We start from the raw sequence: 15,303 nt of genomic DNA, 5'->3' as shown, positions 1-15,303 counted from the left end.
CATAATATAAGAAGTTTTTTAGGATTATATTTAAATTTAATTTCTTCCAGTTATTGATTTTTACACCTATTCGGTGTATGCTGCTGTATAGAAGGAAAAAGTAGAATGTATGTTCTTGAGAGGTATGAATGTAAAGTGAGAAATAATATAGATGGAAATTTAGAAAAAAAGTATAAAATAATTGATTTATTTGCAGGCGCTGGCGGGTTAAGTAATGGTTTTGAGCAAACAGGTAGATTTGAAATAGTTGGAGCTGTAGAAATTAATAAGGAAGCTGTTGAGACCTATATATGTAATCACCAAAATAATAAAGAGATAATAATAAAACCAAAAAATAGTGAAATAAGTGATATAAGTAGCATTGATTTTAATGAGTTTATGATGCAAAAAGGAATTGAGCCATCAGAAACGGTAGTAATTGGTGGACCACCCTGCCAAGGTTTTTCGAATGCTAATAGACAAAAAAATTATTTGATTTCAGGTAATAACCAGCTTGTAAAAGAATATGCACGTGCTATAGATACGGTTAGACCGGTGGCTTTTTTAATGGAGAACGTTAAAACGATGAGTTCCCCTACACATAAGTTTTTTGTGACAGAATATGTAGAAGATTCAATTTGTATGTATAGTTCTGAACAACATTTAAGTGATATAAGTGGTGACGAAGAACCTTTTTGGCAAGAAGATGAATTAATTCTACTTGAAACTGATAAAGTAGAATATGAAAATTTACTTAACCAAATTTTAAATGTTACATGTGTGCAACCATTTATTACAAGTGAAATGGAGCTTTCAAGAATTAGAAGTGTAGTCCGCAAATTGAAGAGGAAAAAGCTTTACAATCCAATTGGCCTTAAAGAGAAGAAAGAATTAAAAGAGATTCAAAAAATTATAAAATCTCTTTCTGAATATAAGTTCGGTGAATTAAAAGATGAAGAACGTCTGGTGAATATAGTTAATGAAACTGTCGAGTCATTTAAGAAACTGATTCAAGGTAATAATACGAGTAATGAAGAAACATTAGCGAGCTTACAGGGATTTGTTGAGATTAATCAACTATTAAGATATTTGAGAGAACTTGAAGAAGAGCGTATTGTAAAATTAGGAGATCCACTTGTATTGGTTGATCAAACATTAAAGGTTATTGTTAAAGTAAAGTCCTATAATATTGTTGTATATTTAGAAAAGTTTTTTAAGCATTTAGGGTATGAAGTAGAGAAAGGGACAGTTCACTCAAATGACTATTTTGTTCCGCAAAAACGTCAAAGATTTATGATTTTAGGAATAAAATCAAGTGCTACACAGTATAAGGAAATTAAATTTCCTGAGAGATATACCCAGATAGATTTTACTGTGAGAGATGCAATTGGCGATCTAGAAGGTATTACTCCTGCTAAAAGTACTGAGTCCCACAGGATTGACTATAATATTGAGCTGAATAAAACTGTAATGCAGCATTATTATCGTTCAGGTATGAACGATAATGTGATTTATAATCATATAAATACAGACAGTGAGCCATTAAGTCAGCAACGTTTTGAAGAGATAAAGAGAACGGATGGTAAAAACTTCCACAGTCTCTCATCTGAGCTTAAGGACGTGTCATATACGGATGCATCTAGAACACAAAATACGGTATATTTGAGATTAAATTATGATACCCCGTCACCAACAGTTATTAATGTTCGAAAGTCAATGTGGCAACATCCGACGAAAGCTATGGCATTAAGTATAAGGGAAGCAGCTAGATTACAATCTTTTAAGGATAATTACATCTTTAAGGGATCTAAAGATAGACAATATCAACAGATTGGTAATGCGGTACCGCCTTTGATGGCTAGAGCGATAGCTGAGAAAATGTTGCATTACTTAGGAGAAGAGCCTAATCAATATTTAAAGGATGATTTCGAATAGGATAAAAACAGCAATTCATTTGTGAATGAATTGCTGTTTTTTTTATATGAATTTGCTAGAATAATGTAAGAGTAAAAAAATGGGTGGTTATTATGGATACAATTTATACAGAACCTTCTGCAACTCCTGTAATTCAGGCTTTGAGAAGTATTGGTTATAATGCAAGAACAGCAATTGCTGATATTGTTGATAACAGCATTGATGCAAAAGCTACATATGTTCATCTTGAATTTGAATATGATATGGGAAATGGGTATATCAGAATAGAAGATAATGGAATTGGTATGACAGATGAAGAATTACAAAAAGCTATGACGATTGGTTCAAAGGATCCTAGGGATAAAAGGGAGAAAGAGGAATTAGGGAGATTTGGGATGGGGTTAAAAACAGCATCTTTTTCCCTAGGAAAAAGATTATGTATTATTACAAAAAAAGATGGAATAGTTTCAGAGCGTTGCTGGGATTTAGACTATGTTAGTGACGAAAATGAATGGCTCTTATTCAAATCAATTCCGGCTGAAGTTAAGGATAAGGTGGGCCATATAGAGGAAGAGAATGGTACTGTTATTTTTATTGATAGATTAGATAGATTTTGTGGATTTGGGACACATAAAATTTTGAAAAAAGAGAGCTATTATTCAAAAATAAAGCGTATACATAAATATTTAGAAATGGTTTTTCATATAAAGCTAGAGCAAGGATTGTTAATCACTATAAATGGAAATAGCTTATATCCTTGGAATCCATTTTTAGAAGGAAACCAGAGGAGGATTGAAGGGGAAGAACAAGTAATAAGGGTAAATAAAAAGTTAGTCAAAATTACCCCATATGTTTTGCCACATCCATCTACATTTAATCAAGTAGATTATAAGTATGCTGGTGGTGTAAAAGGTTGGCGTGATCAGCAAGGATTTTATATATATCGAGAAAATCGATTGGTTAGTTTTGGAGACTGGTTTGGTATGTTTTCGAAGGAAGTACCGTCAGAACTAGTTAGGATAAAAGTAGAATTTTCAAATGAAGCTGACGATGATTGGAAGATCGATGTAAAAAAGTCTGTTGTTTCTGTTCCGGATGAAGCTAAAGAAGATTTAATGGCAATAGCAAAATATTATCGACAGCTATCAAAGGAAATAATGTTATATCGTACAAAGGCTACTCGAACAGGTGAGAAAATAAAGGGTACTTTAAATACATGGGAACTAGCTAGTGATGATGTGAACAGTGTTTATATTTTAAATCGAACACATCCAGTATTAACTGATATTTTAAAAACAGTTAGTGGTGATGTGAGAAGAAAGTTAAACGTATATCTTAAATTGATTGAACTGGGTTCGCCTAATAATCTCTTGAAAACCGCTAATATGGTAAAAAAAGAAGTGCAGCAGATTGATGAAAAATCAAAGAAACTAATTATTGATTATGCTGAAATCTTATTTAGTACAGGTATCCAATTAGATGCTGAAAAGGTTGCGGAAACAATTTCTATGATGGCGGGATTTGAAGGTATAGAGATTTATACAATTAGAACAATTATTGAGAAAGAAGTGGATATAGATGTATCAAGTAATACGTGATGAATATCTAGGCATTGTAGAAAATTTATACATAGCTTTTAAGAATACTGGTATAGATAGACCGTTAGAACTAGCTATGGAAACGGCTAGAAAGAAAATTATCAAATCATATATGAGTTTGGATGCGGATATGTTAGAAAGTATATCTTTAGAAGTCTATTCGAAATATGCTTCAATAAATGTTCAGAAAGCAAGCGTGATGAGAAGTAAAGATAATCATACGTGGTTTAAAGAAACACATCCTAACTATTCTTATTTTTGGCCACGTTATGAAAGATATTTAAAAGAAATTAAAGAATGGTCCCAAGATACAGTTGAAACTATTGATTCAACAACAAATGATATTTTGAAAAGCCTTGGTAATCCGAAAGGTAAAGAAGATTTCGATAAAAGAGGTTTAGTTTTAGGGTATGTACAATCTGGAAAAACAGCAAATTTTACAGGCCTAATTAATAAGGCTTTTGATGTTGGATATAAACTAGTAATTGTTTTAGCTGGTATGCATAATGACTTACGTTCTCAAACACAATTGCGCTTAGAACGTGAAGTGGTTGGAACAGTAGATACAATTACTGGAGAGAAAAAAGGGGTAGCAGTTATTAGAAATGATGGTACACAAATTGAGACTTGGACTACAGTGCAAGATGATATCTCTACTAATAATGCAATTGGTATTAAAAATTTAGATAAACCAATATTACTTGTGGTAAAGAAACAAAAAGATGTACTCCCTAAATTAATTGAACTATTACAACGTAGTATTAATCATTCAGGTATGCAACCACCAGTGTTAATAGTAGATGATGAAGCAGATCAGGCTAGTGTTGATGCTTCGGGGAATAAGGTGGATGATCCTAGTAAGATTAATCAGTTGATTAGACAACTATTAAGTTTGTTTAATAAAAAATCTTATGTTGGGTATACAGCCACACCATTCGCTAATTTACTAATTAAAGCGGATGCAGATCACGCTGAAGTTGGTAAAGATCTATATCCTAAGGATTTTGCAATTGCATTACCTAAACCAGAGGCGTATTGTGGACCAGCAGAATATTTCAATACAACAGGTTATATGGATGACAATAAGCCAATGTTTATTAGACATTTAAGTTTAGAGGATATTTCTATATTAGACAAACTTAGAACAAAAGAGGATGCAGGATTCTTTACTGAGGTTCCTAAATCTATGCAGGAATCCATATTAGCCTTTTTACTTTCTACAGCAATTAGAAACCTAAGAGGTCAGCGTGGCAATCATAATTCAATGTTAATCCATACATCAAGACTTACAGATGTTCAGAATTCTATGTGTGGTGTTATTAAAGACTTCTATAAAAAATTATCAAATGACCTAATATATAATTCGAAAAGTGAATATATAAATGAAATAAAATACCTGTATGAAAATGATTTTTTGGAAATTCAAAATAATTTCGAGTGTTATAACGAATTTCAAGTGTTTACTTGGGGTGAGATTTATAAAGAAATTAAAGATGTAGCAAGAAAGATTGAAGTAATGGAGATTAACGGAGAAAGCGAAGAAGTCCTTGAGTATGATAAATATAAAGAAAATGGATTATATGTAATTGCAATCGGAGGCAATAAATTATCACGTGGTTTGACATTGGAAGGTTTAACTATCTCTTACTATTATCGTGGTAGTTCTATGTATGATACATTAATGCAGATGGGGCGTTGGTTTGGTTTTCGTAATGGGTATATGGATTTATGTCGTATTTATACGAGTAATGAAATTGCTAAAAACTTTGAGTATCTTGCTAGAGTCATGAGGGAATTAAGGGAAGAGTTCGAAAGGTTAGCAAAAGATGGTGCGACGCCTGAAGAGTATGCGATAAAGATGTTAAAACATAAGACAATGAAGGTTACAAGCCCAGCAAAAATGGGAACAGCTGAATCGCTTATTGATTATACAGGAACAATGCAACAAACACGTAGTTTTGAAAAAAATAAAGAGTTCTATATGAATAATATGGAAGCTACATTTCAGTTTATTAATAGTATAGAACAAGAGTTTAAAATATATAGAAAAGATACTAAGTACCATATTGCGAAAGATGTTCCTAGTCAATTTATTATAAGCTTCTTGAAGAATTACAAAACGATTTCTTCAGCAAGAATTGTTAATAGCAAAAAGATTGCTGATTATATTGGCAAAATGAATAAGGAAAGATTGTTAGAGAAATTCAATGTAGCTGTTGTAGATATAACAGAGGCCACATTAAGAAGTCAGAAGACAATCAATTATGGTATTACCCCATGGAAGGTCAATTTAGGAAAGATATCAATAGAAAGTGCAGTTATTCGTAGTGTTAATTATGCAAAGAGTAAAGGGATCGGTACTGTAGACTTAGGAGCCATTGTTGCAGCAAATCAAGAGTTTATTGATATTGAACATAAGACTATAGATAAAAAAAAGAATATAAAGTTAAGAGCAAATGAAAATCCACTTATTTTAATTTATCCATTGCATCCTCAAGTTAAGTCATTTAAAACATTAAATATTGATTTTAATGAAAATCTTGTTCCAATTGGTTTAGCATTTTCATTCCCAGATATAGTATCAGTTACCGATATTGAATCTGGAGAACGAGTTGGAGAAGAGGGCGACTATATTTACAATAATACAGTTGGAAAGGGTGCTTCTAATGATTAATATCTCAGAAAGATTCAAGTTATTAATCGAACAATTAAAAAATGAGGAATCAGATGATGTTTATCGTTTAGAGCCTATTTACTTTCAAAAACCATTTATATTAATTGGGATAGATCTATTAAATCTACAACGAAGAATCTATGTTGATATTACGAATGAAAATTGGGATGAAGAGCAATTACAATCTTTTCCGAAATGGCGGGGTATTGATATAGGACAAGAGTATTTTTCTCAAATTGGCCCATTAAAAGAAAAAAATTTCTTAGTCGTTTCTCAAATTGTAGAGGAAGGCGAAGAAATTTTTGAGCGAGTGCTACAAAATTTAGTAGATCATATTTTAATAGAAGAAGAGTTACCATTATATACAGTAGTATATGAGGTTTTAGATCGTTGGCATAATTTTTTCAAGCGGAAATGGGATTCTAAATTAACTCTTGAAGAAGAAATGGGTTTATTTGGAGAACTTTATTATATTAATAAATGGCTTGAGAATTTCCCGCAAGAGCCTCCATTAATTATTAAAGATTGGAAAGGTCCATTAAAAAATCGAATAGATTTTGTGAGTAAAAATAGTGGTGTAGAAATTAAAACCGTTGCACCTAGAATAAGAGATGAAATTAAAATTTCGAATGAAAAGCAATTAGAGCTTAATCCAGTTACTGATAGATTGTTTTTATATGTATTAAAGATTGAAGTGAATGAGTCAGTAGGTAAGTCTCTTCAAAACATAATTGAAGCGATAGAAAAACAACTTATTGAGCGAGCACCTTCATTAGCAGTAAAATTTAACGATCTACTATTAGAGGTTGGGGTAATGAGCGAAGATTATGATGAAAATTATTTTTTTGTACATGAAGAGTTAGCATATAATGCGAATGCGAGTTTTCCAAAGTTGACTTCGGAAAATTTACCAATAGGTATTACTAATGTTTCATATTCAATAGATCTGTCACATTGTAATAATTTTAAGGTATCGGTAGAAGATATATTTAATTTGAAATAAGGATGAGTTACTATGAATGAAACAAAAAGGAAGTTGGATTTTTTTACTGAGTTTATTGATAAGATCGAACAAGAAGGAAAAATTGTAGGGAGTAGACAAACTCCCTTCTTACAAGAAATGTTGCCATTTATAAATATTGAAGATGAACCAGCAATTATGTATTTTAGTAAGAAGGAAATGAAAGTTCAACTAAATGGGTATATATATCAAGAAGATGTAAATACTCTAAGTTTATATGTAGTAGAGTATGAGCCGTTTTTAGAAGAAAGTGACTTGCCAGTTGCTAACATGACATTATTAAAAGAGTATGCTAATAAAGCAAAGCGCTTTTACACAAATGCCGAACAAATTTTACAATTAGCGGATCGTTCTATGGAATATTATGATGTAGCAAAGATGATCGTGGATAAAAAAGGTGAAATTGAAGAGATAAATATCTATGTAGTCACAAGTAAATTTTACATTTCGAACAAACCTATTGATTTGAATATTCCTAATGTAGAAACTGTTAATGTACATGTTTGGGATATGGATCGAATTTTTAAATTATCAGAGGCTGAACAAGGCATACGAGAATTTGATATACATTTTGAATCAGAATATGGTTCAGCGTTACAAATGATGCATATTCCAAATGAAAATGAGAATGGATTAATAGATTGTTATATTGGTGTTATCCCAGCGAAGCTCTTAGCTGAATTGTATGATGAATGGGGACCAAAACTAGTTGAACGAAATGTCCGTTCTTTTTTACAAGCACGTGGTGGAACAAATAAAGGAATCAGAGATACACTAAAGGATGCAAGGCAGCGTGAATTATTTATTGCTTATAACAATGGTATTTCAAGTGTTGCAAAGGCAGGAGATATTGAAAGAATCGGGGAATCTAATTTATTTAGAATCAAGACACTAACAAGTTGGCAGATCGTTAATGGTGGTCAAACAACGGCTTCTATACATCAAGCGTATAAAAATGATATTGATTTAGAGGGAGTTTATGTACAAACAAAACTTACTATCATCAATGTTCCGCAAGAAATAGAAAATAATGAAGCTCAAATGGATCGACATGTATTTGAGGATGAAATGATATCGAAAATATCTGAATATGCTAATACTCAAAATAAAATTAATAAGTCAGATTTACTTGCGAATACTCGTTTTATGTCTGATATTGAAAAGTTTTCCCGTAATATATGGATCCCGACACAGGATAATCGTAAAGAAGAGTCTAAGTGGTATTTCGAACGTGCACGCGGACAGTATATGGTGGATATTGGGAGACGTTCAAAAGGGAAAGAACAAACTGCTTTCAAGAAAATGTACCCAAAAGAAAACGTCATAACAAAAGTAGAGATGGCGAAATATTTCATGTCTTGGGAAGGCTTCCCATATGTGTCTAGTAAAGGTGGAGAAGAAGCGTTCAAACGTTTTATGGACCTAAATAGCCTATATTGGAAACAAAGTTCTATTACAAATGATGAAGGTGAAGTAATCAAGAGTATTCTAAGTATTGATAATGAATACTATAAAAAGCTTATTGCTAGAAAGATTATTAATGCATTTGTAACTGAAATTGTGGAAAGTATGAAGCTAAAAGGTTATAGAGCAAATGTAATTTATTATACAGTAGCGATGTTGAATTATTTATATGGTAAGGAAATTGATTTAATAGAAGTATGGCAGCATCAGGCTCTTTCAAATAAATGGGAAGATGTTGTAAGAACAATAGCAAATAATGCTTTAAATTACTTAAGAGAATCTGCAGGTGATCAAAACGTAACACAATGGGCGAAGAAAGAAGATTGTTGGAAAGGGTTTATTAAAGAATCAGCAGTTGTATTAAGTTCGCTTATATAACAAAAGGATAGAATAAAAGTTGATTATTATAGGAGAAAGGAATTTCTTGAATGAAACTGAAAGGTTTCAGAAAATTCTGTTCTCCTAATTTTCTAGATAAAATAATTAATTTAGTATAATTATATGTATTCTTGAATACTAATTGGTTTAATGGAAGGAGAATATATGGATACAAGAAGAGGTCTCAGTGATATCAATGCACTAGAAATGTTAGGCGGATATAAAAAAAGTGAAACAATTAAAAGAATACAATTTTTTTATTTAGTGAATCATGAGAAGGTAGTGGTGAAATATTCCAAGATATCTGCTGACGGAAAGAAATATTGGTTTGGAATAACTCCAAATGCAATCAAATTATATAAATCAGAGAAAATTTCGCATATAATCTTCATTTTAGGCTATGAAGGAATAGTTAAGTTACCAATTGAAATTTTATATAGGTATATTCAAAAAGCGAATGTTACAAAGAAAGAAAATGGAGAGATAAAACGGCATCATATTAATATTAGTTTTAGTAGTGATTTATGTTTATATAATTCAATTGATAGCTTTATATTGGATGATTACTATTTTTATAATGAAGAAATTGTAGAAAGTGAGCTTGTTGAGAAGAAAAGAGATATTATATTAGAGGAAGCCAAAAATTTTATAGATTATAAGGAACAGTATGTAAAAATTGGTGATAAAGCAAAACGAAGAAAAGAAAGTAGTGCTCAAAAAAAGAGAATTGCGATATTAGAAGATCATACCTGTCAAGTCTGTGGGTTTAAAGAAGAATACATAAAGGCTAATAATAAAAAAGGTTGGATAATAGAAGTGGATCATATTATTGAGAAATCAAAAGGTGGAGGAGAATCCTTTGATAACCTTTGGGTATTATGTCCTAATTGTCATGCTAAGAAGACAAGAGGAATAATTGAGATTGATTCGTTAAAGAAAGTAGTTAAAGAAAAAGGAGAGAGTATAAGGATTAGGGATAATCATTTAGGTTGGGGGACCTAAGGGTGTTGAGTAAGCATACAGATATGTTCTAAACAGAAGGAGCTTTAGTCGAGATATCTAAAAATATACGAAATAACTGATTAAGAAATTGAAGGATATCTTTTATGAGGAGTAATGTTTCTAATAAAAATTCCACGGTCTTTTCTAATAGGATTTTTGAGAGAGGCCGTGGAATAAAATACGCTTAGTTAATGTCTACTGGCGGGAAAAGATTAGTTTCTGCCAATGTAGTTCCTTAGCTATTGCTCATAGGATATTATCCCATAATCGATGGAAAGCTTATTTTCATCATATTGCCCATATTCCATATGTACCTAAGTAAATTAATTCTTATTTAATTCATTTTTTATTATATCTCTAGTTAATTTCCCTAGTAGCTTTTTTTTATCCTCTGTTACTACATTAAATAGAGAAGTATGAAGGTTATTTTCATTATTAAAAATTAGTGTATTAGAAGTAGTGAGCTGGTTTATATAAACTTCGTTATAAATAATAGCTTTTTTTATTATATCTTTTACATAGTCTTTATGAAATGCATTATAAATTTTCTCTAAATGAAACAATTCGATATTGCCTTTTATTTTATTACCGTAATACTCTTCGTTTTCATCAAAATCAAAAATTATATTAAAATCTTCATTAGCGCCTAATATGGTTCCGACATAATCCTCGCTATTCGAATTACAATTTGAAATAAGTTTTGAAGCTTTTACTATTTCTCTTTTTATTGTTAAACGTTTTTCTATTCCTGTTTCAAATGGTGAATAATGTGTATTTAGATTCACTGCTTTAGTATGCTTTAAATCTGAATTACATATTTTACAAGAAGGAACTAGATTATATAATGAAATTGCTAAAAAAGGATAGGAATCCTGATCAAAAAAATGATCTATAGTAGCTCTGGTTTTTCCTGTTGAACTTTGATAAATAAATGTAAACTGAGAATTACAATAAGGACAGATTATAACTTCAAGTGATTTTAGAAGTTTATAAGCATTCCATGCCTTAGCCTTTTTAAAGTATACATATTCTTTTAAAAAAATGTCTAATTTATTTAATATATACTCTTGATCTATAGTAGTAAGTGGCTTAGTCATTTTTTTATACGCAGTAACTGCTAAATTGAGGATGTCTAAATTTCCAATTACTAACGGCTCTAAATTATCCAAAAGCCATTTGAAAACACGTTTTCTAATAATTTGTTTTTCATTATCAACGAGTTCTTTTAGCTTGCTATACAGCCGTCTGCTATCATTTTTATTTTTCCCAAAAACCATATCCCAGTGGTTTTTAATTATGTCTGGAGTAAATGTAAGTTCAATCATCTTCTACCTCATTAGTTAATTTTTTTAATTCTTTTATCTTTACTTCAAACAATTCAATAAGGTTTACTAAATCTTGCGTTTCAAATAATTTTAATTTACTTTGGTAGATATCGTGAACTTTATTTCGTAAAATAGGCTCTCCAATTAAATCTATAAACTTTAATAATTGTTTCCTTTTTTCAAATACTTCAGAAGGCGAGGCAGTTAATAGCCATCTAATACAGTTATTTATTCTCTCTTTAGCAAATTTTCCTATCAATCCTTCTTTTATAAAGAAAGAATTTGAGAGTAACTCACTGATATTAGCGGCAAACGTTCTTGGGCTACCATCTAGTCCTTCTATAAAATTATGTCCTATTTTAAATTCTCCAGATAGAAAAGTGACATTAGTATTAGGTATATCAGATAAGACGAAAGGCGAATGCGTTGTTAGTATTACTTGAATGCTACCATTAAAAATAACATCAATAATTTTAATAAAATGATACAACCAATCCTTTTGTAACTGTGGATGAAAGTATAAATCTCCTTCATCAATTAATAATAAATAAGAATTATATTTTTGTTTATTACTTATTTGCTCAATGGCATAACAAAATCGAGAGAATAATGTTAAAAAACTAAATTGTCCACTGCTCATTTCTAACCATGAGAATTTTAGGAAATCTGAATGTGAAAATTTTTCGATATATAGATCAATAAAGTTTTTTGAATCAGGTAAAGTGCTATCAATTTCTATATATCCTTCCCAAATATCCTCACCAGTTCTGTAATCGGTTTTGATATATTCATTTAAATTGATTTTTAAATTTATGAAGGAGTTATAAAGCTGTAGATAATCATGTGATAAACTCTTTATTTGATCTAAAAAATCTAGTCTTAAATGCAATTTCGTTGCTAATGTATTTAAGTTATCTTTTAAAATAATAAAGAAATTATTTTCACTTTTAGCCATTTTTATTGATGAATTTATAATTTTTTGTAATTCTTGATCTGTTAGTACAAATTCAGCATCTATAAGTATACTTTTAACTTCTGTAATGTAACTTGCTAGAAAATTGAATTGGAATTTTGTTTTGAAGCCACTACTTTCTCTTAAATTTTTACAATTAAAAATTTTGATTTCGTCATGCTCCAAAAAGTTGGTGAGAATGTTTTGGGAATTTATCGCCTCTTTGTTTTCGATTTTTATTTTTTTAGGTAGTTGAATCACGTGGTTTATATTAAATCTTTTATTATATTTGTTAACCACGAAGATCTGCCTTTGCAATTCTTCATACATAAAATCGGTTGCTTTTTCATGTCTACTTAATAAAGCGTTAGTAGAAAGATTTATAAATTCTTCGCTATCCTCTGAAAATCCACTATTTAGATATCTTACGTCAAATATATTAGAAAAAAGCATTGTTAAATGGTTAGGGTTATAAAAATTCTTTGTTTTAATATTAACATTATCCTTAGTTTGATAATCTATGTATAAATTGTGTTGGAATCTAAAATCTTTATATAGTTTTCCATGTTGAGAATATATTATTATATAATCACTTACATTATCGTCTAACATAAGTTCTACTAAAAAATCTAAAATAGTAGACTTTCCTGACCCATTATCACCAACTATTGCAGAAATATCTAAATTGTATATATTTTTATTTTCAATGCTGTCTTTGAAAAAATCACAGATATAAATATCGTTATTTTTTACCGTTAGTGTATCTTTATTATCGTAATAAAAACTATAATTTCCACCAAGGTTCGCTTGAAAGTTGTTAAGTTTTTTATATTTTTGAAACCAGATAAATAAGATTTGCATAAATATTTCTCCTCCTTCTCTACCATTATACACATAATAATAATTATGAAGGTCATTATAAATCATCTTTTGTCATTTTGCTGCGCTAAGAGCTTGTCACTACAAAATAAGATAAAAAAGGAAACTGTTTGGGTATTAAAATTTTATAGCTTATCATTTTTATGACGTTACTTGTGAATGAGTTTACGACTTTTCTATTCTTTTCAAGGATAAAGTCTTGCTTTATCTATTCTAATAAACTTTAATAACATTGTTATAAAAAATATTTCCCCTTGCACCTCCCCCAACGTCACCCCCTAATCTAAAGAAGACAAATTAAAAAGGGGGGACCAAACCACTCATGAAAACCACCAAAAAAGAAAAAAGAAACACCATCATTATGCTACTACTCTCAGCCGCAATAGGAATCTTTTCACCACTATTCATGTACATCACACTGGCACGTAAAAATGAGGTGTACAAATACCATTGTCGAAAAGCATTTAACTTTCATTTGTTAATCTTTCTTCTATTTAATATTAGTTCACGTATTAGTGATATTTTGTTTTGGATCGTATTTGCCTTTGAGGTCGTTCAAGTGATCTTTGTTGCATGGAAAGTAATACGCGATGAACCATATCGTTATTTCATTCGAATTCCTTTATTTAAAGAAGATAAGTACGCTGTGGAAGGAGAATAGGTGATGAAACAAGAAGTGGAGATAAGGGGAAAGCGAATTTTTATTATGATTGCAGTGTTGTTTATTGCTATTTATATTGTTTTACGAAAAAGAAAGTATGAGTACTTTTATGATGGTATTAGTGAGTATGAAAATTGTTATAGAGGAAATATTCCTTTTTTATTGCTTGTTGTAGGTTTGTTTCAATATTGTCGGCAGAATGAGATGAGTTTTTCTCATATGCTTCAGTATGTGAAAGAGAAGTTAGCGGAGTAGGTGATGATATGGCGTGGATGATTAGTGAGTTTGCAAGTGTTGGGGATGTTACGGTGCGGACGCTTCGTTATTATGACAAGATTAATTTATTAAAGCCGAGCGATTATACGGAGAGTGGGCATCGGTTATATACGAAAGATGATTTGTATGTGCTGCAGCAAATTCAATCGTTTAAGCACCTTGGTTTTTCACTTGGGGAAATTCAAAATATTATATTGCAGCGTGATATAGGGACGGAAGAATTTTTAAGACAAATGCATTTTCAAAGGGAATTGCTTTTGGCGGAGCAAGAAAGAATTGCGAAGGTGCTTTCGCATATGGATGAGATGACGAAGAAGTTTCAAAAGGAAGAACGAGTGGATGTTGCTTTGTTTTCTTCTTTTCTGCAAACTTTCATATGGGAGAAAGAAAATAAAGAATGGTTAGAGGAACATTTTTCAAAAGAGAGTGTTCAAGCTTTTTATAATGATAAGGAATTAAAAGAAAAGTTTGAGCAGCACTTTATGGATGTGATAGGAAAGTTGAAAAAGTATAAGGTAGAAGAGAAGGATCCGAGTCATCATGACGTTCAAGTTACCTTGAAGGAATTTTTCAATGTAATAGAAGAGGTAATGAACTATCTTGATATACCTCAAAGCGATATAGAGGATATAATCCAAAAATCAAACCTCCCACTATCCGAATTCCCAACCCTCTTCACAACCGAAGAAGAAAACTATATAAAAGAAGCAATGAAGCAGTTTAACCCCTAGTTAAACTGCTTTTCCATTATAATAGAAGAAAAACCAAACGGAGGGAAATCCCATGCCGACCTACAACAAACTAATCCGAAACAAAATCCCACAAATAATAGAAGCTAACGGAAAAACCCCCACAACAAGAATCCTACCCGAAGACGAATACATAAAAGAACTCTGCAAAAAAACAGAAGAAGAACTAACCGAATATCTAGAAGCAGACACAAAAGAACATAAACTAGAAGAACTATCCGACCTACTAGAACTAATAAACGCCCTAGCCGAACACGAAGGCACAACACTAGAAGAAATCAACAATATCCGAAAAAAGAAAGCAGAAGAACGAGGTGGCTTTTCAGATCGAGTCTTCCTAATCGAAGTAACCGATAACTAGCCCCTCCTAAGCCCCTTACAAGCCCCTACCAAGTAATAAATCACTAAGAAAAAACATAACAAAACAAAAA

Annotated in this window: 12 protein-coding genes; 10 read left to right on the top strand and 2 right to left on the bottom strand. The window is 30.9% G+C overall.

From position 1 onward, the window contains the following. Positions 1 to 105: 105 nt before the first annotated feature. The 6 genes from ACTFRS_RS19540 to ACTFRS_RS19515 all read left to right on the top strand — a co-directional run bounded on the left by ACTFRS_RS19540 (position 106) and on the right by ACTFRS_RS19515 (position 10,030). Entirely contained in the window at positions 106 to 1,914 is a 1,809-nt protein-coding gene (locus ACTFRS_RS19540) for a DNA cytosine methyltransferase (RefSeq protein ID WP_440023367.1), read from the top strand. A gap of 92 nt (positions 1,915 to 2,006) precedes the next feature. Further along, complete coding sequence (locus tag ACTFRS_RS19535) at positions 2,007 to 3,491, top strand: ATP-binding protein (RefSeq protein ID WP_098110528.1); 1,485 nt, start codon at positions 2,007 to 2,009, stop codon at positions 3,489 to 3,491. After that, positions 3,472 to 6,165, top strand: coding sequence for a Z1 domain-containing protein (locus ACTFRS_RS19530; protein ID WP_440023369.1), 2,694 nt, complete (start codon positions 3,472 to 3,474; stop codon positions 6,163 to 6,165). The genes ACTFRS_RS19535 and ACTFRS_RS19530 overlap by 20 nt, the downstream gene beginning before the upstream one ends. After that, complete coding sequence (locus ACTFRS_RS19525) at positions 6,158 to 7,168, top strand: PD-(D/E)XK motif protein (protein WP_151618703.1); 1,011 nt, start codon at positions 6,158 to 6,160, stop codon at positions 7,166 to 7,168. Before ACTFRS_RS19530 ends, ACTFRS_RS19525 begins: the two co-directional genes overlap by 8 nt. Before the next feature lie 12 nt (positions 7,169 to 7,180). Then, a complete protein-coding gene (locus ACTFRS_RS19520; RefSeq protein WP_098110525.1) occupies positions 7,181 to 9,028 on the top strand; it encodes an AIPR family protein in 1,848 nt (615 codons plus the stop codon). A 165-nt stretch (positions 9,029 to 9,193) separates the two neighbouring features. Continuing rightward, positions 9,194 to 10,030 carry an HNH endonuclease gene (locus tag ACTFRS_RS19515; RefSeq protein WP_440023372.1) on the top strand — a complete coding sequence of 279 codons (837 nt, stop codon included), beginning with the start codon at positions 9,194 to 9,196 and terminating at the stop codon, positions 10,028 to 10,030. A gap of 323 nt (positions 10,031 to 10,353) precedes the next feature. On the opposite strand, the gene ACTFRS_RS19510 is transcribed toward ACTFRS_RS19515, so the two are convergent. Both ACTFRS_RS19510 and ACTFRS_RS19505 read right to left on the bottom strand, forming a co-directional pair. Continuing rightward, positions 10,354 to 11,355, bottom strand: coding sequence for a hypothetical protein (locus ACTFRS_RS19510; protein ID WP_440023374.1), 1,002 nt, complete (start codon positions 11,353 to 11,355; stop codon positions 10,354 to 10,356). Next, positions 11,348 to 13,168 (bottom strand): AAA family ATPase, encoded by a 1,821-nt coding sequence (locus ACTFRS_RS19505; protein WP_440023376.1) that lies wholly within the window; start codon positions 13,166 to 13,168, stop codon positions 11,348 to 11,350. Before ACTFRS_RS19505 ends, ACTFRS_RS19510 begins: the two co-directional genes overlap by 8 nt. Before the next feature lie 340 nt (positions 13,169 to 13,508). On the opposite strand from ACTFRS_RS19505, the gene ACTFRS_RS19500 reads away from it, so the two are divergent. Genes ACTFRS_RS19500 through ACTFRS_RS19485 form a run of 4 tightly spaced genes read left to right on the top strand, consistent with a single transcriptional unit; the run spans position 13,509 to position 15,233 of the window. Then, complete coding sequence (locus ACTFRS_RS19500; RefSeq protein WP_440023378.1) at positions 13,509 to 13,847, top strand: DUF4870 domain-containing protein; 339 nt, start codon at positions 13,509 to 13,511, stop codon at positions 13,845 to 13,847. A 3-nt stretch (positions 13,848 to 13,850) separates the two neighbouring features. Continuing rightward, positions 13,851 to 14,102 carry a hypothetical protein gene (locus ACTFRS_RS19495; RefSeq protein WP_139868927.1) on the top strand — a complete coding sequence of 84 codons (252 nt, stop codon included), beginning with the start codon at positions 13,851 to 13,853 and terminating at the stop codon, positions 14,100 to 14,102. A gap of 8 nt (positions 14,103 to 14,110) precedes the next feature. After that, positions 14,111 to 14,854: a MerR family transcriptional regulator gene (locus tag ACTFRS_RS19490; RefSeq protein WP_440023380.1), complete on the top strand. Its 744-nt coding sequence runs from the start codon at positions 14,111 to 14,113 to the stop codon at positions 14,852 to 14,854. Between the two features lie 52 nt (positions 14,855 to 14,906). Then, the gene (locus ACTFRS_RS19485; RefSeq protein ID WP_440023381.1) at positions 14,907 to 15,233 is read left to right on the top strand and encodes a nucleoside triphosphate pyrophosphohydrolase; all 327 of its coding nucleotides are present in this window, start codon (positions 14,907 to 14,909) and stop codon (positions 15,231 to 15,233) included. Positions 15,234 to 15,303: the final 70 nt, after the last annotated feature.

Source organism: Bacillus cereus group sp. MYBK139-1 (assembly GCF_051916915.1).
Taxonomy (GTDB): Bacteria; Bacillota; Bacilli; order Bacillales; family Bacillaceae_G; genus Bacillus_A; species Bacillus_A pacificus.
This window is presented reverse-complemented; position numbering and strand designations above follow the sequence as displayed.